Source organism: Aurantiacibacter atlanticus (assembly GCF_001077815.2).
GTDB classification, from domain to species: domain Bacteria; phylum Pseudomonadota; class Alphaproteobacteria; order Sphingomonadales; family Sphingomonadaceae; genus Alteraurantiacibacter; species Alteraurantiacibacter atlanticus.
Genome location: NZ_CP011310.1, coordinates 2,944,978 through 2,967,861 on the forward strand (window position 1 = coordinate 2,944,978; position 22,884 = coordinate 2,967,861).

Here is a 22,884-nt window from a genome sequence, read left to right on the forward strand (position 1 = left end):
TTCACCGCTCCTGCTTGCGTAGAAATACCACGGATATGCCGAGAATGACAGGATAGGTAACCAACAGGATCAGCAAGGGGCCCCATAGGTCAAACAGACCCAGCCCCTTGGAGAAAACGCCCCGGCAGATGGTGACAAACCATGTTGCCGGAAACACGGTGCCAATCACCGCCCCTGCCCCTTCCAGCGAGGAAATCGGATCAATCAGTCCGGAAAATTCTACCGTGGGAAGGATGGTGCCGATGGCGGTTGCGAACATCGCCGCAATCTGACTGCGCAGGAATACCGAGAATAGCAGACCCAGCGCGGTCGACGACAAGACATATAACAGCGCGCCAAGTGTCATGACCGCGAAACTGCCGGTAATCGGTACGCCGAAGGCGGCCACGGCCAGAAAGACCAGCAGCAAATAATTGATCATGGCCAGCGCCACATAGGGCAGCTGCTTGCCTAGCAGAAATTCTACGCGGCTGATCGGAGTGACGTAGAAATTGACGATCGAGCCCAGCTCTTTTTCCCGCACCACGCTGAGCGCTGTCAGCATGGCCGGAAACAGCATGAGAAGGATGGGAATCACCGCCGGTGCGATGGCCACCAGGCTTTCGACATCGGGATTATAGCGATAGCGAAGAGCAATATCGACCGGGCCGGCCTGAGGTCTTACACCCAGTTCGCGCACCGCCATATCGCCCAGCCATTGGGCGTGCAGAGCCTGAACATAGCCTTGGGTCGTTTCCGCCCGCATCGGCATTGCACCATCTACCCACACGCCGATCTCGGTTGGACTGCCACGCCGCAGGTTACGCGCGAAATTCGGTGGTATTTCAATCGCCACACTCAGTTCGCCAGAACGCATCCTGCGGTCTAGCTGGCCATAATCGGTGATCGGCGGGCGTTCGATGAAATAGCGAGAACCGGTCAGATTCAACACATAATTCTGGCTGGTTGTCGTTCCATCCCGGTCAAGCACTGCAAAGGTCAGATCCTCCACATCCATGCTGATGCCATAACCCATAATAAACAGGAGTATGACGCTGCCGACCATTGCCAGCGTGGCGCGGATCGGGTCTCGCCGCAATTCCAGCCCCTCGCGCCAGGCATAGCTCATCATTCGCCGGTAGGTCAGCCAGCCGCCTGCCGGTCCTGCGCGATTCGCACCGGCGGTTAGCGATTCAGGCACCGCCTGCGAAGGGTCAGAATCAAGCTGAGCCGCATCGTCCTCGCTGGCCTCTTTCAGGTAAGCAATAAAGGCTTCTTCCAGATTATCGCCATTGCCGCGGCTTGCGGCGATGGCCTGCGGCGTGTCGCTGACCAGCACTTGACCCGCATGCATCAGCGAAATGCGATCGCAGCGTTCCGCCTCGTTCATGAAGTGGGTAGATATAAAGATAGTCACCTTGTCGCGCCGCGACAGGTCGATCATCATCCGCCAGAACTGGTCCCGCGCGATCGGGTCCACGCCGGAGGTCGGTTCATCAAGGATCAGGATTTCCGGTTTGTGAATCATGGCCACCGCCAGACTGAGCCGCTGGCGCTGCCCCAGAGGCAGCGCGGCGGGCAGCTTTTCCATGATATCGGTGAGATCGAAACGCTGCGCCATCTCCTTCACCCGATCAGGGATGTCGTCGGGGGGAAGGTGGAATAACCGGGCGTGCAACTCCAGATTCTGGCGCACGGTAAGCTCGGAATAGAGCGAGAAGGCCTGGCTCATATAGCCGACCCGGCGACGGATCTCCATGTCGTTATGACCGATTGATTTTCCGAACAGCCAAGCCTGTCCCTCGCTGGCCTGCAGAAGGCCAGTCAGCATCTTCATGGTCGTCGATTTTCCGCACCCGTTGGAGCCAAGAAATCCGAAAATCTCCCCCCGTTCGATCTCGAAATCGACGTGATCGACTGCAGTGAAATCGCCAAACCGCATGGTAAGGCCTTTCGCCTCGATCGCGATCTGCGCGTCGCTGCCATCACTGCGCGGGGGAATCGTAACGGGCCTGTGACCTTCGCGGCGATCTTGCGGCAACAGAGCAATAAAGGCTTTCTCCAGCGCAGTCTCGCCGGTCCGCTCATAGAAATCCTGTGGTGTCCCATCGGCCAGAATCCGGCCCGCATCCATCGCGATCAGCCAGTCGAAGCGCGCAGCCTCTTCCATATACGCCGTGGCGACGAGCACGCTCATATCAGGGCGCCGCGTTCGGATACGTTCGATCAGTTCCCAGAACTGCGCCCTTGAAAGCGGGTCCAGGCCGGTGGTGGGTTCGTCGAGCAGAAGAAAGTCGGGGTCATGGATGAGCGCGCAGCATAGCCCGAGCTTCTGCTTCATCCCGCCTGAAAGCTTGCCCGCGGGACGGTTGCGGAACGGGTCCAGTCCTGTACTTTCGGTTAGGTCGGCAATGCGGCGTTCGCGCTCCGCCGACGGCTGACCGAACAACCGTCCGAAAAAGTCCAGATTTTCCTCTACCGACAGCGTGGGATAAAGGTTTTTGCCAAGACCCTGCGGCATATAGGCAATGCGGGGGCAGGCCGCCGCGCGGTGCTGGCGGTCCGCCATATCGCCGCCCAGCACCTCGACCTCTCCCTGCTGAATGGCGCGGGCCCCTGCAAGGAGGGAAAATAGGCTGGATTTGCCTACCCCGTCCGGGCCGATCATCGCCACCATCCGCCTGGCGGGTATGGTCAGATCCACCTCCTCTAGCGCTGCGACTTCGCCATAATGCAGGCTTACCCCTGCAAGACGGGCAAGCGGTTCAGTGTCAGGACTTGTCATTGCGGGACATTGACCGCCAGCTCGTCAGGCCATGGGGTAGCCTTGTCCACGCGCACATAGGCGACCCCCGGAAGACCGGTCTTGACCTGGGCCAGATTGCGCTGGAGCAGTTCAGGATCGATCTGCGCCCGCACCCTGAACATCAGCTTCTGCCTTTCATCCGCGGTTTCCACTGTCTTTGGCGTGAACTGGGCGACATCGGCGACGAAGCTGACCCTGGCGGGCACAACCATTTCGGGCGCGGCATCCAGCACGATGCGGACCTCCGTGCCTAGAGCGACACGGCCAGCGACCGCTTCGGGCAGGAACAGAGTCATGTAGACATCACCCAGATTGACGAGATTGAGTACCCGCCCGCCGCCGCCAATCACCTCGCCGGGCTGCGCAACGAGGTATTGCACCCGCCCATCAGTGGGAGTGCGTAGGGCGCTGTCCCCGATTTCAGCATCGATTCGCGCCACCGTTGCACGTGCGGCATCGACTTGCGCACGGGCTGCGCCGATCTGGCTTCGGGCTGTTTGAATGGCGGCGTCTACCGCGGAAACCTGCGCCTGTGCAGCTTCGACCGCCGCTGCCGCGCTTTCGGCTTGCGCGGCATTGTCGTCGCGTTCCTGCATTGAGGTAGCGCCCTCTTCAGCGAGTGTCGTCGATCGGGCCAGCCGCCCTCGTGCGGCAACCAGCTCTGCCTCGCGCTGGCGAACCATGGCTGTGACTGCAGCGCGATTGCTCAACTGCTGAGCGACCTGGCTTTGGGCAATCTGGATACCATTGACGGCCTGCGCAAGTCGGGCTTCGGCCTCGGCCTTTTGCGCAAGCAGGGTTTCGGTATCCATGCGGGCAACGATCTGATCTGCTTCGACAAATTCGCCCTCATCCACTAGGATCGCGTCGACCCGGCCAGGTATCTTGGCCGATACGTCTATTTCGACCGCTTCGATGCGGCCGTTGCCACTGATGATTCCGTCGGGCAATTCGTCTCCATCAAGCATCTGCCAGCCGAGGTAGAGAGCAAACAGCACGGCAGCCGCAATCGCGCCCCTGATCAGCCAGGTCTTGCGGGATGATGTCATTGCGATTGCTCTCCAGTCTGTTGCGAAGGTGCGCGCTTATCCGGGTTGTCTGCCGGAAAGCCGCCACCAAGCGCGGTGTAAAGCCCGACCCCTGCCGCCTGATAGGCACGCTGCAATCGCACCAGCACCTGCTCGGTTTCAAAAAGATCGCGCTGGGCATCGAGCACTTCGAGATAGGCCGAACGGCCATTGTCGAAGCGCAGTTGCGCCAGTCGCGCGCGTTCGCGCAGAGCACTGAGCGCACCGCTTGTCGTCGCGATCTGTCTTGCCAATTGCTCACGCTGGACCAGCGCGTTGGACACATCGCGGAAGGCAAGCTGAACCGTCTGCTCGTAATTTGCCACGGCCTCCACTTGCCGGGCACTCGCAAGATCGAGATTAGCTGCCAGCTGCCCGCCATGGAACAGGGGCAGCGTAAGGCTGGGGGTAAAGCTCCATGTCTCACTGCCTGAACCGAACAGGCCGTCCAGTTCGGTACTGGTGGTGCCAAATGCCCCTGTCAGGCGGATATTGGGGAAGAATGCAGCGCGGGCCGCACCAATATCAGCGTTTGCGGCGCGTAATTGGTATTCCGCCGCCATGATGTCCGGCCTTTGCACGAGCAGATCGGATGGCAGGCCCGCAGGTAGCGTGATGGCAGGCTGTGCCTCTACCAGATCCAGAGGGGGCAGTGCTGCCTCCACTGGTTGTCCGACAAGCACGGTGAGTGCGTTGTGATTGATGTGCCGCTCTTGCTCCAGCGCTTCATAGGTACCCTGCGCTTGCGCCAACAGGGTCTGTGCCTGGGTTACTTCCAACTTCGAACCGGCCCCCACTTTATAGCGACGGCGCATTATTCGCAGCGCCTCTTCACGCGTCGCAATGGTGCGCGATGCCAGCGCCAGCCGGCCGGTGTATTCGCGTTCCTGCAGATAGAGACTGGCGACCTGCGCGATCAGGCCAGTGGCCACGGCGCGCTTTCCTTCCTCACTTGCCAAATATCGGTTGCGGGCGGCTTCGTTGAGGTTTTGCAGGCGGCCCCAAAAGTCGATTTCCCAACCCCCACTCACCTGAGCGGTAACCTGCTCCACATCGTAGCGCAGCGGCCCTGTTCCAGGCAACTCGATCAGCGACCTTCCCCTCGTCCCGGTGCCGATCGCATCCAGGCGGGGATAAAGACCTGCCCCCTGAATGCGCCAAGCCGCCCGCGCCTGTGCCACGCGAGCTGCGGCAATGTGGATGTCGCGATTTTCTTCCAGCGCGACCGAAATGAGCGCGCGCAAATACTCATCCTGTATGAAATCCTGCCAACCGGTCTGCGCAATTGATTGCCCTGCCGGGGTCGAATGAAAGTAGCGTTCTGGAACAGGAGCAACCGATCGGGTGGATGGCGGAGCAAACGAGCAGCTCGACAACAGAAGCGATGGAGCTGCAACAGCAATTGCGACGAACGACCGACTCCACTTCGGCGGAGGTGGGGCCAGCCGTTCCGAGCAATAGCTCTCCGGGCTGCCACCCTTATTGGCTCGGAAACTCGCCATCCGTATATCGCAAATCCTTTGCTAAGAAGGTCCTTCGATTTGAGGTATCGCTCCCATCATTCGGCAGTGATATCCGTAGACTTCCTGATTGCTGTCAGAACGCGCAGATATTTCTAGGCCGATCGAACCAAGGTCCTGTCTTCATCCATCCTGCTCCGCAGAATCTCCAACAAACTCTGCGTTCCCGCAACGATCAGTGGACCGAGCACGAAGCCATGCGCTCCGAAAACGACAATTCCACCGACGATCGCTATGAAGGACAGCATGGAATGAAGCGCCAGCCTACGACCCACGAGAATTGGATAGACGATGTTATCGATCAGCCCGACGATGAAGGTTCCCCAGACTGCCAGGATTATCGCCGAGCCCCACTGTCCGTTAAGCGCCAGAGCAATCGATGCTGGCACCCAGACGATGAACGCACCTAGAAACGGAACAATACCAAGCAAGCCCATGATAACGCCCCAAAAGACCGGGGACGGAAGGCCGAGCCACCAGAAAACCAGCCCGCCCAGAAGCCCCTGCAGGGCAGAAACAGCGGCAGTCCCGTATACCGAAGCGAAGATGGTTTTCTCCATCCGATCGGTCAGCGCCCGGCACTCCGGCTTTGAAAGTGGTGATATTCGCCCGCTGACTTCAATTATCCATTTTCGGTCGCGGAGAAGATAGAAGAGGAAATAGAAAGTCATCAGCAGGGTGATGATGCTGGCGATTGAACCCATGACAAGATTGGCAGCCCAGTTTTCCAGGCGGGCAATGACAGTCTGCAGGAATTGCGGTGCGTTCACATGATCGATCAGCCAGAACAGAGCCGACGAGAGGTTTGGATAATCCCGTGCCAGACCACGCCAATCTTCGTCGGATACGAATTCATTCATTGCATTGGCGCCTTCAACGATACTTTCGATCAGCGCTGCCGAGACGAAGATAACCGGTGCGACTACCAAAATGGCAGCAATCGACATGGTCAAGGTCACGGACACTCCCGGATGGCACAGGTGCGCCCGAAGCGCGCTCTCAAGGGGAGCGAACAAGACAGCCAGCGTGAATGACCAGATCAGAGCCGGGATGAAGGGAGCGGTAATCAGGTAGCAAAAGACAATACCAAGCAGGACCAGAAGGCCCACCGCTATGCGCGAATAGAGCGGCGGCAGTGGATCATGTTCCATCTGAATCCCTTCCCGCATCAACTTTGCTTTCGCATGGCTGGCGATCCAGTGCGCGGTCAGGGCGTTATGGCGACTTTGAGCACGCCATCGCGTTGATTGGAAAACAGCTCATAGGCGTCTTCGATTGCATCGAGTGGATAGTGATGCGTAACCAACTGGGCAGTGTCCACACGGCCCGCTTCCACGGTTTCCAAGAGCCGCCGCATGCGTTCCTTGCCTCCGGGGCACAGGCTAGTGCGGATGGTATTATCGCCCAACCCTGCCGAGAAAGTATCGAGCGGGATGGTGAGGTCAGCAGAATAGACCCCGAGCGAAGATAGCGTACCCCCCGGCCGAAGCACACGCAGGGCCCCTTCAAAGGTCTGTTGCGTCCCCAGGGCTTCTATTGCGACATCGACCCCGCGCCCACCGGTAATTTTCAATATCTCGTCGACCGGGTCGACTTTGGAAAAATCAACCACATGGGTCGCGCCCATCTTCCGGGCCATGTCCATGCGCGCGGGCACAGCCTCGACCCCGATAATAGTGGTAGCCCCCATCATATGTGCGCCCGCCGTCGCACACAGACCGATGGGACCCTGCGCGAAAACTGCTACTGTATCACCAATGCTGATCCCACCGGATTCGGCCCCGCTAAAGCCGGTCGACATGATGTCGGGACACATCAGCACCTGCTCGTCACTCAGCCCATCAGGAATGGGCGCAAGATTGGCCATCGCATCAGGGACAAGGAGGAATTCGGCCTGTGCGCCGTCGATTGTATTGCCGAATCGCCAGCCACCTGCGGCTTTCCAGCCGTGCCCGTGCTGCCCGCCGCATTGGGCGTGAAATCCGCATAGCGAAGCATAGGAGGTTCCAGACGGGGTTATCGCCCCCGCAATTACCCGCTGCCCCTCTTCATAGCCGGTCACCGCCGAGCCCAGCTTCTCGATAACTCCAACCGGTTCGTGACCAACAATCAGACCCTTCTCAACCGGATATTCGCCCTTGAGGATATGTACGTCAGTGCCGCAGATGGTGGTCGTGGTAATGCGGATCAAAGCATCCAGCGGTCCGACGTCGGGAACCGGTTTTTCACCGAGAATGATCCGCCCCGGCTCAATAAATATTGCCGCTTTCATAAGCCTGTCCATCTCTTCGACTCCTTCCATTGCCTTGGCGGGCGACAATGGCTGGCGGGATGGACACGGTAACTACGCAAACCCTCTTAACCGAATGGGCCTGGAATTGACCTTGGATCACACCGTCAAAGCGGAATACAAACGCCGGACATCTTCGGGATGACACAAATCGGTGCCCGGGGTGAGGACCGCGGCGGCGCCTGCGGCCAACCCGAACCGGAAAGCGTCCTCAGGCTTCTTGCCTAGGCCAAGCGCGTGAACCATTGCGGCCAGAAAGCTGTCGCCCGAGCCGACCGCGCTGCGAGTTTCCACTTTGATTGATGGCAGGCGCAAACACCCCGATCTGGTGGCGAGCAATGCGCCATCCCGCCCCATCGTTACCGCGAGATGCTGCACTCTGCCCTGCTCCACGATATTCATCGCTGCATCGGCTATCTCACTTTCTTCGGTCAGTTCCCGGCCAACCAATGCGCGAAATTCTCCAAGGCTCGGCTTCGCCAGAAAGACGCCCCCGCCCGCTATTCCCGCGGCGAGTGCCGGCCCCGATGTGTCGAGCACGAAGCGATACCCACCGACTGCCGCGATTGCGGCGACCCGGGCGTAAAAATCATTCGGTACGTTTCCTGGCAAGGACCCGCTGGCGACCAGATAATCGCATCTCAAGCTGCCTAACTGGTCAAGGCAGGACTGCCATTCGCTCTTGGCGATTTCGGGTCCGCGCGCCGAAATGCGATATTCTTTCCCGCTTGCCTGTTCGAGTATCGCTGTACTGATGCGCGTATCGCTCGTGATCGCAATGCGCGTCCGAACCAGCTGATGTAGATCGAGCAGGCCATCCAGAGCAGCCCCTGTCGCCCCGCCCGAAAGGTAAATGCAGCGCGCATTTCCGCCAAGCCGGACGAATACCCTTGCGACATTGATACCGCCGCCCCCGGGATCATTGCGTGTGCTCTCGGCCCGGATTTTGTGAATTTGGTCCAAATGGTCGATCTCATAAGCGACATCGATTGTAGGGTTCATGGTGAGCGTAGCCAGATTCAGCATCTGCATGCGCTCCCATTCATACCTTCTTCCATTAATTCACCTTCCGCTTCGGCAATATGCCGTTTCACCGCCACGAAGCTGTCCGGGGTGACCGAAATGGAATCAATCCCGCATTCAACCAGGAAACGTGCAAACTCAGGGTGGTCGCTCGGCGCCTGACCGCATAGCCCGACCTTGGTATCATGCATGTGCGCTTCGTCGATCACATGGCGAATCATCCATTCGACTGCCGGATCCCGCTCGTCGAACTGGCTGCTGAGCAATTCGGAATCGCGGTCGATTCCCAAAGTAAGCTGAGTCAGATCATTACTGCCGATCGAAAAGCCATCGAAGCGCTTGGCAAATTCGTCCGCCAGCACAACATTGGCCGGAATTTCACACATGACATAGAATTCCAGATCCTTTTCGCCACGCCTGAGCCCCTCCTGCTCCATCACCTGGAGTACACTGTCGGCTTCTTCCAGCGTGCGGCAAAACGGGATCATCACGGCCACATTGGTGAAGCCCATGTCCTCTCGCAGCCGTTTTATGGCACTGCACTCAAGCGCAAAGCCGGCACGATAGAGCGGCGAGTAATAACGCGCTGCCCCACGAAAGCCGAGCATGGGATTTTCTTCCTCAGGCTCAAATGCGGCCCCGCCGACCAAATCAGCATATTCGTTTGATTTGAAATCGCTCATCCGCACGATAACCGGCGCAGGATATTGGGCTGCAGCAATCCGCGCGAGGCCGCAGGCCAATTGATCGATAAAATACTCGCGCTTATCCTCATAGCCTGCGGTCAGCCGTTCGATCTCTGCTTTTGCAGTTGCGTCTTCCAGCTCGTCATAATGCATCAGCGCCATCGGATGCGCCTTGATCGTGTTGGCGATCACAAATTCCATCCGCGTGAGACCCACCCCGTCGCTGGGAATTTGCCACCAGCGGCTTGCCGCGCCGGGATCGGCGAGATTGAGCATAAGCTTAGTGCGTGTTTCGGGAACACTGGTCAGATCAATCGTCTCGGTCGCAATCGTCGCTGCGCCTGCATAAACGACACCCTCGTCACCTGCGATGCAGCTCACGGTGACCTCCTGGTCCGATTGCAACGTCGCCATCGCATTACCCGTGCCGACAATTGCCGGCAGGCCAAATTCGCGGCTGACAATGGCGGCGTGCGAAGTCCGCCCTCCGTGATCGGTGACGATGGCTGCAGCACGCTGCATGATCGGCACCCAGTCGGGATCGGTAGTGGAGGTGACGAGAACAGAACCATCGACGAATTCAGCAATATCGGCGGCGCTCTCAATTCTGCACACTTTGCCTGTCGCCGCCGCCTCACCGATGGCCAGGCCTGTGACAAGCGCTTCACCTGTTTCGCTCAGCGAGTAGGACGCAAGCGTTCCGCGTTGCGCGCGTGACTGGACAGTTTCCGGGCGGGCCTGCACGATGAACAGGCCGCCATCTGGCCCGTCTTTTGCCCATTCCATGTCCATAGGACAGCCATAATGCGTCTCGATCAGCACCGCCCAGCGGGCGAGTTGCAAAACTTCGGCATCGGACAAGACAAGCGCAGCGCGCTCTTGCGCACTGGTTTCGACATTGACCGTGCTTGCTTCTGCGCTGTCAGCATAGACCATCTTTACAGCCTTGGCCCCGCGTTGGCGGGCGATGATCGGGCAAAGATCTGCTTCACTCAGCAGAGGCTTGAAGACTTGCCATGCATCAGGATCGACAGCCCCCTGCACGACGTTTTCACCGAGCCCCCATGCTCCATCGATCAGCACAACATCGGGAAAGCCGCTTTCAGTATCGATAGAGAACATCACGCCAGAGCCTGCCAGGTCGGCACGCACCATCCGCTGAACCCCTATCGACAGAGCTACCGCATCTTCGCCAAAGCCATGTGCGGTTCGGTAGGCAATCGCCCGATCGGTGTAGAGTGAGGCGTAGCAGCGTTTGCACGCATCCAGCAGCGCGGCCTCGCCACTGACATTGAGAAAAGTTTCCTGCTGTCCGGCAAAGCTGGCCTCCGGCAAATCTTCGGCCGTTGCGCTGGACCGGACGGCGACGGCAGGCTGGTTGCTACCTGTATCTAAAGCGAGATCACGATAAGCCTCAATGATGGCCTGTTGCAAAGCTTCAGGCCATTCCCCGGCAAGGATCGCGGTGCGAATGGTTGCGCCTGTTTCCGCAAGAGAAACCTCTTTTGCCAGATAAGCCGCCAGATGATCCGCAATAGCTTGCCCAAGATTATTATGTACCAGATACATGCGGAAGGCGTCGGCCGTGGTCGCGAAACCAGGCGGGACGGCAATCCCTTGCGGCACCAGCGCGCCGATCAATTCTCCCAATGAAGCGTTCTTGCCGCCAACCCGGGCAACATCGCCACGCGAGACCTGGGCAAAATCGAGGATCATGGACGTGGTCATGCGGGTGCTCCTGCTCGTGTGAGGGTTTTTTGTCCGATGCGGACCAGCACGTTGCGCGTTTCGCCTTCGGCAGGGAAGGCTATCGCTTCTCTAGCAAAGGGCACGCCATCGACTTCCACTTGCGTATCGAGAGAATCTTGCGAACGTTCGACCTGCACCGCAATGCTTGCATTGCCGCGTCGCAACGTAGCGTTGTAGCCCGGCCAGTCAGTGGGAAGGGAGGGAGCAATGCACACGTTGCCATCATGCATTGTCAGGCCGAGCAAGCCTTCCACTCCAAGCCGCCACGCCCATGATGCAGCGCCGGTATACCAGCTCCACCCGCCTTTGCCGCGATGTGGTTCAGCCGCAGCAATATCGCCTGGCACAACATAGGGTTCGATCCGGTATAACTCTGCGCCTTCCTGTGTCGCAGCACGATGGACAGGGCAGATCATATGGAAAACGTCGAGAGCGCCATCAGCGTCGCCAGTCTGCGCAAGCGCCAGACCGAGCCATGCGGCCGCATGAGAATATTGCCCCCCGTTTTCGCGCAGGCCCGGCGGGTACGCTTTGATATAACCCGGATCGCGCGGCCCTGTGTTGAATGGGGGCCACAAAAGACGGGCCAATGCCGCATCCGGATCGATCAACTCGCGCTTTGCCGCTTCCACCGCCTCTTGGACCCGCGCGGGATCGGCACCAGCAAAAACGGACCAGCTTTGCGAGATTGAATCGATCCGGCACTCTGCTTCTTTGGCGGAACCGAGCGGGTGTCCTGCATCATCATAAGCGCGCCTGTACCATGCGCCGTCCCAGCCGGATTCCTCTACATTGCGGCGCAGCATGCCGGCCTGCTGCGTCCAATGATCAGCTTCGCGATCTCGTCCCATCCGGTGCTCAAGATCGGCAAGCAACTCGGCAGTGACACAGGCGAACCATGCCAACCACAAGCTTTCGCCTCGGCCTTCTGCGCCAACCCTGTCCATCCCGTCATTCCAGTCGCCCGTGCCCATCAATGGCAGGCCATGCGCACCCAATTGAATTCTCTCCAGCGCGCGTTCGCAATGCTCGATCAGCGGTTCCCTGGCTTCGCACTGCTCGAACTGTCCATAGCGATCATCTTCTTCCTCTTTCAGCAGCGGGGCGGAAAGGAATGGCACCACTTCCTCAAGGATCGTCAGATCTCCTGTCGCGCGGACATATGTCGCCGCCGCATAAGGCAGCCATAGGAGGTCGTCCGAAAAACGCGTCCTCACTCCGCGATCAGAGGGTGGGTGCCACCAGTGCAGCACGTCCCCTTCCTCAAACTGATGTGCGGCGCAGATTAAAATATGCCTCCGCGCTCGCGCTGGATCAAACGGCAGCAGGGCCAGCACATCCTGCAATTGGTCACGAAAGCCGATCGCCCCGCTAGCCTGGTAAAAACCGGTCCGGGCCATCACGCGCGACGACAGGCTTTGGTAGATCAGCCACCGATTGATCATCATATCAAAAGCCGGGTCGGGCGTATCTACCGTGATACAGCCGAGCAGATCATCCCATTTTTGGGTCAGCGCAGTTTCAGCATTGGATATGGCCGCGTCATCCCGCCACTGCGCGGCGAGCGCTATCGCCTCTGCCTCATTCGCCGCGTCGCCCAATATGAAGGTCACTTCAATGCTCTCTTCAGGCGCAAGATCGAGATGCACCTGATAGGCCGCGCAAGCATCGGCTCCGGCCACTTCGGCGCTGCCCAAGCCCCAACGGCCAAGCGCAGCGGGTGCCGCCTGACCCCCTTCGCGCCCCAGGAACTCACTCCGGTCGGTCGTAAATCCATGTGCATCATTTGTGGCAGTCAGAAATGCGGTGCGACCTGCGAAATCCGCATTCCACGGGCTGGTCGCCAGCAACAGCTGCGACGCTGGATCGAAGCGGCAGGCAACATGCCGCCGCGCGATCGAAGGAAGCGATCCCAAAAGCCATTCTGCGTAATAAGTCGCCGTCAGTCGCCGATGGCGCCGGTCCATGTTGGTGAGCCGCAAACGAACCAGTTTGACCGGCGCATCGGGAGCTACGAACACGCGCTGTTCCTGCTCTATCTCGTGGGAAGATCTGCGCCACTGGGAATATCCAGCCCCATACCGAATGTCACAGGGCGCCTCTTGTCCCGCCGGAGCAGGTGTGACGGTCCAGACCGCCGCGGTTTCTTCATCCCGCAAATAGAGAGTTTCTACCGGACGGTCGGAAACCGGATCATTGGTCCAGGAAGTCAGACGGTTTTCTCCGCTATTGACCGACCAGGTGAAACCTCCGCCCGCCTCTGTCACCAGCGTACCGAACCAATCGTTCGCGAGAACATTGGCCCAGGGCGCAGGGGTCGTTTGCCCGGCTTCAAGCTGGATGATGTACTCGCGTCCATCCAGGCTGAAACCGCCGTAGCCATTTCCAAACTGCAACCCTGTCGGACGGGTTTGAGACGGCGGTTCGTCAGTTGCAGGGGAATAAGCCAGGCTGGGAAAGATCGGTGGCGGGAGAGATGCCGGGTGAGAGGCGCGGGCCAGTTGATCCTCCAGCGCTCCTGCATCATCATCCAAAATTGCCCACGCCATCGCTTCCAGCAAACGGATCTGATCGGGACCGCTCTGATCGGCGAAGAGGAGATGGATTCCGCCATTGCGCCCCAACATTTCGCTCGCCCCGACTTCTCGCAGCAGCTCATGCAGCTCGCCGCGCATTGGTTCTGCATAGGTCGAACCACTGACTTGCAGGATCACCAGATCAACGGGCAGGCCGGTGCGCCGCCACAATTGGTGTGCGCTGGCCAGCAGCGGCACCATATCACCCTCCGCGCTATCAGTGCGCAGCAGCAAGATCGGCAGGTCGCCCGACAGGGCAAGACCCCATAGGGCGCCCTGCCCAAGAGTATTTGCGCGAATATGTGCAGAGTCCGCGCGCAGGGCTTTATGGGGATAAATAAGGAGCGAACCCAGCGATTGCAAAGCGGGTAAATCCTCCGGCTTCACCCGAGCCCGCCCGACCGTCCGCGCAGACTCGGCGGCTGCATCGCCAATTACCCACTCCATCGCGGACAATGTGGCATGCCGTGCCGCTATCTCCAGCGCGGCGGAAGAAGTGGCGGCGACCGCAGTGACAACGCAAAAAATGCGCTGCTCGCCAGGTTTCAGAGTAATGTCGTGTTGCAGCGCGGCAATCGGGTCCAGGGTCCAGCCGGTGCTGCCGCCCAGAGGCTGGGCCGCGCCAACAGGATCGCGCAAAGTGCGGCCCCGGCCAATAAAGGCTCGCCGGTCGACTTCGTAACGCAGACCCTCGATCGGTCCGGCCCCATCGATGGCAAATTGTACCATCGTCGCAGGCGTTTCGTGGGGCTTACGCGGCCTACGGGTAAACAATAGCCCGCCGATCCGCGGAATATATACGCCACCGGTAAACAGTTTGCTGAATGCGGGATGCCGTTCATCATCGAGAGGCGGCGCGAGCACTACTTCGGCATAGCTAGTAAGACGCAGCGTGCGCGGCACGCCAGTTTCATTGATAAGTGTCACACGGCGGATCTCCAGATCATCACCGCTCCCGACGCATATTTCCATGCGTAGATCGATCCCGTGATCGCGCCGATGAAATTCCGCCATATGTGGCTGGAACACCGCTCGATATTCGTCGGGAATGGCCCCCGTGGGCTGGCGGGCACCGGACCAGAATGCACCGCTCTCCAGATCTTGGATATAGAGCCACAACCCCTCGGCATCGCGCGTCGCGTCCGGCACGAAGCGGGTGATGGATTGTCCCTGCCAGCGCAGCGTGCCGCCGCCACTTTCGGCGATCCAGCTCGACAATCGGCCATTACCCAACACCTGCACTTGCGGGAAATGTGTGTCTGCAGGCTGCCATGGGGCGATCTGTCCAATCTGCACGCCGCTCTCTGAGTTATCCAGAGCCTCGAGCCGCTCTATCTCAGGCGGGATTTCATGCGGCACGCGTTCGCTCAGCAGCAGCGACACAAGCCGCACCTGCGGATCGCGAGCAAAGCGTTCAACCATCGCATCTTGCGTGAGCAAATTTGCAATTGCGCAAAGCATCATGCCCTGGTGATGCGCCATATAGGCGATCACCGGCGTGAAGCTTGCGTTGGCAGGCGCCCTTTCGGGCGTGAAATCGAGCGCTTCCCACATGCCGAAGCGTCCTTCTGCTCCCAGCGCGGAAAGCCGGCGCAGATTCGCAGTTGCATATCCGGGCGCTACCGCCAGCGCCAAAGCAGAGGCATATGGCGCAATAACCCGATCGCGCGACAGACCACGTTTCAGGCCGAGTCCGGGTGTCCCGAATGCCTGATAACGATAGCGATGCTCCGGGTCCCGTTCTGCATAGGCGGATTCGGATACCCCCCATGGGAGGCCCAGCTTTAACCCATGGCGGCGCTGAATTTCCACGGCCACGCGCTCGCTTTCTCCGAGCAGAGTCTCCGGCTCTCCGCGAAGCAAGAGGCGCGGCATGAGATATTCAAACATTGAGCCATTCCACGAGAGCAGTGACAAGCCACCGGGCGCCTTGGTCACTGGCCGTTCGAGATGAAACCAATGCTCTACCGGCACATCGCCTTTCGCAATGGCAAAGAAGCTTGCCAGCCGCGCTTCAGAGGCCAGCAGATCGTAATGATGGGTATCGATCCGGCTGGTACTGACGTTGTGCCCGATGAAAAATAACCGTCGCTCATGATCATACAGCCAAGAGAAATCCATCGACCATGCTATTTCAACCGCATCATCGGCCAAAGCCAGCAACTCTTGCTCCAACCCATCGGCCGGGAACTGGTCCCGATGCATCTCATCCACATGATGCCGCAGCCGATCGAACCACGCGAACAAATCGCGGAAATCTTCCGGCGCAGCATCGCCGACACTTTCCGCAATATGCTCGACCTCCTCCGCGATTGCGGCCATCGCGCTTTTGCGAATCCAGCTGAGCGAAGCGAGGCGCTCGCCATCATCTTCCGCTGTGAACAGCATCTCGCGAATTGCCGCAATCTGCTCTCGCAAGGATGCTGCATCGCCCCATTGGATGGCGGCCTGATCCAGCAGGTCCAGCAGATCGTTCAGACCATCCCAGCGCTGCGTTTCTATTTCGCTAAAAGCTGCTGCTTCCCGCAGAGTTTCCGCATAGGCAATAAGGCTGACCGCCAGATTGCCGCTATCGACGGTTGAGATATAGCGCGGTTCAAGCGGGCGCAAATGCCGCGTCTCGTACCAATTCAGGAAATGCCCGCGATAGCGTTCCAGCCTCGCCATTGCGTCAAACACGTTGCGTCCGCGGGCCGCCAGCTCTGCGCGGCCAACATAGCCCATATCCCATGCGCTTGCAGTGGATTGCAGGAGCATGCCGATATTGGTCGGCGATGTGCGGTGACCAATTTCTTCATGCGGTGGCCCCTGATAATTATCGGGTGGCAACCAATTGTCCTCAGGCCCTGCAAAGCTTTCAAAGTAATACCACGTTCGACGAGCGAGCAGCCGTAGATAATCAGTATCGCCCTCGCCCAGCGGGATCGCTTTTGACCGGCGTAGCCTGCCGCTGAACAAAGCAAATTCAGGGGCGCCCATCCAGGCGACAAGCAGGGGGATTGCCGCGGGCAGAGCGCCGGGACGGATCAGAATCAGCGCAGCAGTGATTCCAGCTGCGATGACCGAGCCCAGCCACATTTCGCGCCAGACCGAGGCCCGCGGGCTGCGCTGCTCCATATTGGTCGCAACATGCGCTGCCGCAGTCCATTCCAGCAGATGTTTGTGGCTAACCAGATTGCGCCACAAAGTGATGGAGATAGCGTGGAGCGATAGCAGGGCTTCATTCAACAGATAGACTATCGCCTGAAGCCACCGACCTGCCTGATCAGTGAGGCGTGCCAGCAGGCCATGTGATGCACCAACCCGACGGCCACGGGTGAGGCCGCTTACTATATCAGTGAACAATTGCCATCCCGGGGCAAGCACGACCAGCGCGGTCCAGAACCAAGGGCTGCCGGGGAGCAAGAACCAACCCGCCAATGCCAAGATCAGCAAGCCAGGCGCGACCAGACTACGGCGCAGATTGTCGAGAATTTTCCAGCGGTCTATCCCGCTGATCGGATTGCGCAATCTGGTGTCATCCGACCCGGGGACAAACGGCCATAGCCAAGCGAGCAATTGCCAGTCGCCCCTGATCCAGCGATGCAGGCGGCGGGCATATGCTGGGTAACTGGCCGGAAAATTCTCATATAATACGATATCTGTGGCCAGCGCCGCACGGCCATGTGCCCCCTCAAACAGATCATGGCTGAGAATGCGATTTTCCGGCACGCGTCCATCCACGGCAGCATGAAAGGCACGGACATCATAAATCCCCTTGCCCACGAAGATGCCTGCACCGAACAAATCCTGATACACGTCGGACACGGCCCGGCTGTAAATATCGATGGCAGTGTCACCGGTAAACAGCCGGGCAAACAGACTGCGGATGCCCGCTTGCGGCGATATTTCGACCCGTGGCTGGACCAGCGCATAGCCGCGCGTTACTCGGCCCGCCTCACCGTCTATCCGGGCGCGATTGAGCGAGTGGGCGATCGTACCGACGAGCCGCGCGACCGACCCAGGAGGAAGTAACGTGTCTGCATCGACCGTCACGACGTAACGAATAGCGCTAAATGCTGTGCTGTTGCCCTCATGCACAGAAAAGCCGGACCAATCACCATCCACCAGCAGACGGTTGAACTGCTCAAGTTTGCCGCGCTTGCGTTCCCAGGCCATCCAGCAACCCTCGCCCGGATTATATTTGCGAGCGCGCAACAGCAGATGAAACGGCTTATGTCCTGCGCCGCCGCCATGTCGCCGATTAAGTGAGCGGATGGCCGCCACCAGCGCGTGGGTGATGGCGTCATCATCCGGCATTTTTTCTTCCGGCGCATCTGCCAGATCCGCCAATAAAGCCACATGGACAAGCGGATCGACATTGGCGAGCCAATGCGTTTCCAGCTGCTGGGCAAGACTGGCGACCTCCTGCTTTGAGGCAATCAACACCGGCACAACCACGAAACTGTCCGCGCCCTCCGGCAGGCAATTCCGGTAATCCAGCTTGGGCAAAACGCTGGGCGGCAGCAAGCGCGTTATCGCCCAGTGAACGACTGTAATTGCCAAAACAGAGGCAGGCACCACGCTGACCACCATCGCTCCCAGCCAGCCAGCAAAATTGGCACCTTCCAACGCCAGATATAGCGCGGGCAAGATCAAGGCACCGACGCCCGCCAGAAAAATAGCGGCAGTGTAGAAACGACCGGGCCTGTTCATGACTGACCGGCGAAGCTGCTGGCGAAAGCTGAGCGAGGTTTCCAGATCTCTTTCCAGTTGACCGCGCCCGCGATCGACCAGCCAGTAGCCGACATGGCGACCGACATCATCGACCCCGGCCGCACGCGCTCGCAGGATCGCCGCATCAGCGACTTCACATTCATCGCTGCTACTCGCCCGGGCGATTTCCTCAACTGCAGTTCGATACGCATCCCGCGTTTCGAAATCCATTTGCGGGTAATCAGCGGAGGGATCGCGGCCTAGCGCTGCCTCCACCAGACTGACCTGATCGAAGAAATCCTCCCACGGAATTGTCGCAACAATTCCAAGATTGGAAATAGACCGCGCGGTCCGTTCACTAGGATCGAGCGAGTGGATATCATGAGAGGCGTCAGCCGAGACAAATGGCAGGGTGATCGATCCACCGAGCAGCGGCGTTAGCGCGGCGACCAATATCTCCACGCAGGCGATCCGCAGCATGGTTGGAAACGCCCATAATTCGGCAATCGTCAGCGGAAGGTGCTGTTGGTAGGCCTGCACAAACCGGACTGCTCCGGCGAGTGATATCTGAAGATGGCTTGCCAGTACATATTCATGGGCGATTGCATAAACGCGCGGTAGGCCGGTCTGCTCTTCCTCGTCCTCCTCCTTCGCCAATCCGGGCAATTGAACGTAGAAGCTCTTCGGTAAATCGTTACGAATCTGGCGCAAAGCACGGTGCACCTGGTAATCATTATCGAGTAGCCATTCAGCAGCTTTGCTGGCCTCTGGAGGCGGATCGACACACGCTTGGCGAACATCGCTGAGCCAGCGTTGCACCGCCTTTACATGGGCCCATGCCGGGACCGGGTCCGGTGACGCAGTGCCGAGCCGGTGCCCAGCGGCCAGTTCATGCGCGCGGAACTCAATCGGCGCTTCAGGGCTAATGTCCGCGTTCACTCTTCAAAGCGGAAGACAGAGTCATTGCGGCTGCCAGTCGGATCGGAACCAAAACTGCATCGGATATTTGGCCGTACAATCAGCAGCGGGACCGGAGCATGACCGGCAAGATATTCCGCGACACTGCCAACTGCTACATCTTCCATTCCGGTGTTGCCGTGTGACGCCATGACGATAAGATCGACCTGCTCTTCTATGGCGCGGTCGCGAAGCATCGAGCGAGGATCGCCCGGACCACAGATAATTGTCTTGACCTCAACCCCATCCTCAAGGCTGCGACGGCGCAATTGCTCCAGATGGTGGATGCCATTGCGTTTGTTGTGACGATCGATCTGCGCACGCAATTGCTCGACTTGCGGCGCGCGGGATGCGCCGACCACTTCCAATTGTGGCACTATGTGCACCAGCACGAGATCAGCTGCGTGAGTGCGCGCGATACGGCGGGCTATGGGGAGTACGCTGTCCGCCCTGGCTGACCCATCGATAGGAACCATGATCCGGCAGTAACTACCCTTGTGGGGCTGGCCAGGCGGAACCAGCAATAACGAATGTTCTGCACGGTCGAGCAAAGCCTGGGCGGTTGACCCCAAACCCTTGCCCCGGTCGCTCTTGCGTCGACCCATGACTAGCATCGTCGCACCATGATCCTGCGCCCAATCCGATAATTCTTCCGCCGGAACACCGGCGAGCAGCACGCTGTTCGCCGCTACTTTTGCCTCTTCCTCCTGATCTGCGAATCTGCGCAAATTTTCGCTTTGCGTTCGACGGTGCAATTGCCATTCGATGGGGTCTGCCGGGGACGCTAAGTGCGTCGGCGCTTCGATCACGCGCGCAAAGGTTATTTCCAGCCCAAGGCTATAGGCGATGGCCAGGGCTTGTGACGATACGGCATTAGCCTGTTCTCCGTCATCGACGCAGGCGACGAGCCGCGGGGTAGAATGATCGGGCTTCGCAGTACCAAATTGTCCGGACGAATGATGTCGAACCGGGCGCATTGGCGGCCGTGGCTGAGAGAGATATCTGAATTGGCTTCTGACCACTGCGACCTCCTTGAAGGATGCGAAGGAAGCGATTCTCCTTCAAGCCTTTCAAGAATGCCGCGCGCGAGGTGCTGTCCCATATAAGGAACCCTCCGTAGAAGATGTGCAAACGGCCGAAGGGAAGGGACAGTCGAGGGAAGGCGTCAGCTGCCGTGAGAACATGTATTGCCAGATGGCAAATCGATCTGCTTTGCCTTTTCCTCGCGCAGCAATTGCATGAGGGTCGCGCGTTTATTGGCATCCTTTTCGGAAGCTAATAGCCGCTTGAAGCGCTCCATATTGCGCTGCACGACAAATTGATCATCATCGCTCGACACTCTCACACCTCGAATCGATAATCTGCTCGAATCCGAGATTTAACTATGAAGAAACCACCACGCAACAAAAGCCGAAGTGCCCCATCAAGCGGTATCGACAACCCACTGGTTCTGTAGGGATTTTATTGTCTGTGTCAGACGGTTCCTGCCTCAGATGGTGTCCAAGATTTATAACCCTCGCTTGGCTAACCGGCTTGCGCAAGCTCGCCCGCGTTTCAAAACTTCATTTCGGTCGTGGCCAAGGATCAGCAGATCAAATGCACCGTCTGCTAGCTTGCCGGGGGAAAGCAGCACTGCTCCGGCTCCTTCGCCGGCAGCAGTAAACAATTCGGGTTCACACACAGTTAGAAACTGGCCCATCGTAAGTCCCGGCCTGCCGACGATCTGTTGTTCTGTGACGAGCATGGACCGGCTATTCCAATCACCCAGCAGACGGTTCATCAAACACATCGGGATCGACACACCGCCCCACCGCCCATTGCATTCGACCCAATGCAGGCACGGCGCCATTGCGCCATTGTCTAACAGCACCGCGTCAAAACTGCATCGCCCGAAATATCCCAGTCTCTGAAACAGAAGACCTAATCTTGCGGCGCCCTCCACAACTATGTCCCGCACATCTTTGGGCAAGTCGCTTGGCACTGCCCCAGTGAAGCGGGCATTGGAGTTGGCAGTAATCTGGTCGAAGACGCCCTCCACAATTGGTGAGCCGTCTTCTGGATACGGAATCCATAATTGTGCCGATAGGGTAGCTTTTATCGGCGCCTCCCACGCAGTGACTTGCAGTGGAAAAGGGTTTTTCCATCCTGCACGATCAATCATATCAACCAATCTGCCCGACATCTCTGCGGCTGGCATTCCTGAAAACTCGGGATTATTTAGCACGAGATTACCGAGTGAGGCAGCACTATGCGAGAGCTTGATAGCCACCCGGCGGTGTTCTCGCATGAAGCGGCGCAAATAGCCGATCAGTGCGGCCATCCCATACACCGCTCGGCTATGAGGAACGGCTTCCTCGCCGAGCAGTTTTGCGGCCCACCGGGCAAACCACAATTTGTCGTTCACCGCACGCATCAGCGCAGGCGCAGGACCAGCGAGGCGGACGGGCACCCCCGCCTGCTGTGCAATTTCGCCAGCTAGCCGCCAGATTGCGCCAGTGGCCATATAGGGGATCACATTCAGGCCGCCGGCATGCTGCGCCCGCTTCACAGCGCGTGCAATCAGATGCCGATCATTCAGGCAAGCATCGGCGAGCGATTGCACAGGATCCGCCAATGGCGGTGCTATCACCTCGACACGGCCCAGCCCAAGCCAGTCCCGGCAATAGGCCTCGAACGCAGGATAGCGCTTCCCGTAGACCGCCAGCAGATCGCCCTCGCCGGCTAGCAACAAGGCGCGGTAGCTATGGTGGGCATCTGCGCCCCTTTCATGGGCGAGTTGAATGCCGCTATGATCCTCAACCAAGAGGGCGGGCGCATCAATCAAACCGCTGGAGAGATTTTCGGAGAAGTTCGGAGCGTGGCACAACCGGGGAGACTCCGTCTGAATTTGCCGCGCCAGATGGGCTATCCTTATCCGTTCTTCCGGTGGCAGCTTTACCCGGTGATGTACCACAATCGGCAAACGGAATTGCTGGCCCGTTTTTCCGGCCAGATCGGGGGCGATGTTCACGGGACTGTGTCCGCTGTCAGCGCAGTCCAGCAAATCCCCTCTGCGCGCAACGCATCGAGCTGCGCCAGCAGTTCACCTTGTTCGGCTTCTGGAATGCGCCCCATCGCGCCAAACAGTTCGCCACATTCGGCAACATGTTTTTCCATCAATTCTATATCGCGGAGCAAGGCCCGCACCAAAGCGCTATCGGGCCACGCTGCATCTGGCAGGGAGAGGACCTTACACAAGGCTGCCTGACCGATCCGGTGTTCCATATAAAGCCGGTCAACTTCCTCATCACCGATCAGCGAGCGCATTCGTGGATAAAAATGCTGCTCTTCGAAGGCGATATGCGGCCCGACAGCATGGTTCAGCCGGTCAGCAATGCGCTTTGCTGACAAGATGTCACGGGCCCGCAAGGCGGCGCCCAGTTGATGCAACCCGCGGCCCAAGACAACGTGATCACGTTTGAAAGCGGCTAACAACTGCTTGACCGGCTCGGTCATTGTACTCCTCCGGAACATTGCGGATATGGCGCGCGGTCAGC

General features: G+C 58.9%; 12 protein-coding genes. All 12 read right to left on the minus strand.

The window, feature by feature from the left end; genetic code table 11:
- Position 1 precedes the first annotated feature (1 nt).
- The 12 genes from rbbA to CP97_RS14395 all read right to left on the minus strand — a co-directional run bounded on the left by rbbA (position 2) and on the right by CP97_RS14395 (position 22,843).
- Positions 2-2,764, minus strand: coding sequence for a ribosome-associated ATPase/putative transporter RbbA (rbbA, locus tag CP97_RS14345; protein WP_048886516.1), 2,763 nt, complete (start codon positions 2,762-2,764; stop codon positions 2-4).
- Entirely contained in the window at positions 2,761-3,834 is a 1,074-nt protein-coding gene (locus CP97_RS14350) for an HlyD family secretion protein (RefSeq protein WP_048886517.1), read from the minus strand. The genes rbbA and CP97_RS14350 overlap by 4 nt, the downstream gene beginning before the upstream one ends.
- Complete coding sequence (locus CP97_RS14355; RefSeq protein WP_082863843.1) at positions 3,831-5,354, minus strand: efflux transporter outer membrane subunit; 1,524 nt, start codon at positions 5,352-5,354, stop codon at positions 3,831-3,833. Before CP97_RS14355 ends, CP97_RS14350 begins: the two co-directional genes overlap by 4 nt.
- A gap of 113 nt (positions 5,355-5,467) precedes the next feature.
- Positions 5,468-6,481 (minus strand): AI-2E family transporter, encoded by a 1,014-nt coding sequence (locus CP97_RS14360; protein ID WP_227819617.1) that lies wholly within the window; start codon positions 6,479-6,481, stop codon positions 5,468-5,470.
- Positions 6,482-6,579: 98 nt separating this feature from the next.
- Positions 6,580-7,656, minus strand: a complete 1,077-nt coding sequence (locus CP97_RS14365) for an NAD(P)-dependent alcohol dehydrogenase (protein ID WP_048887049.1) — start codon at positions 7,654-7,656, stop codon at positions 6,580-6,582.
- A 105-nt stretch (positions 7,657-7,761) separates the two neighbouring features.
- A complete protein-coding gene (locus CP97_RS14370; RefSeq protein WP_048887050.1) occupies positions 7,762-8,688 on the minus strand; it encodes a 1-phosphofructokinase family hexose kinase in 927 nt (308 codons plus the stop codon).
- On the minus strand, positions 8,682-11,099 hold the full coding sequence (gene ppsA, locus CP97_RS14375) for a phosphoenolpyruvate synthase (RefSeq protein ID WP_149036496.1): 2,418 nt from the start codon (positions 11,097-11,099) through the stop codon (positions 8,682-8,684). Before ppsA ends, CP97_RS14370 begins: the two co-directional genes overlap by 7 nt.
- Positions 11,096-19,330, minus strand: a complete 8,235-nt coding sequence (locus CP97_RS14380) for a GH36-type glycosyl hydrolase domain-containing protein (protein ID WP_048886519.1) — start codon at positions 19,328-19,330, stop codon at positions 11,096-11,098. The genes ppsA and CP97_RS14380 overlap by 4 nt, the downstream gene beginning before the upstream one ends.
- The gene (locus CP97_RS14385) at positions 19,327-20,325 is read right to left on the minus strand and encodes a universal stress protein (protein ID WP_048886520.1); all 999 of its coding nucleotides are present in this window, start codon (positions 20,323-20,325) and stop codon (positions 19,327-19,329) included. Before CP97_RS14385 ends, CP97_RS14380 begins: the two co-directional genes overlap by 4 nt.
- Before the next feature lie 188 nt (positions 20,326-20,513).
- A complete protein-coding gene (locus CP97_RS16325; RefSeq protein ID WP_161485472.1) occupies positions 20,514-20,687 on the minus strand; it encodes a hypothetical protein in 174 nt (57 codons plus the stop codon).
- 168 nt (positions 20,688-20,855) lie between these two features.
- A complete protein-coding gene (locus CP97_RS14390; RefSeq protein ID WP_048886521.1) occupies positions 20,856-22,358 on the minus strand; it encodes a preATP grasp domain-containing protein in 1,503 nt (500 codons plus the stop codon).
- Positions 22,355-22,843 (minus strand): hemerythrin domain-containing protein, encoded by a 489-nt coding sequence (locus CP97_RS14395; RefSeq protein ID WP_048886522.1) that lies wholly within the window; start codon positions 22,841-22,843, stop codon positions 22,355-22,357. Before CP97_RS14395 ends, CP97_RS14390 begins: the two co-directional genes overlap by 4 nt.
- Positions 22,844-22,884 lie beyond the last annotated feature (41 nt).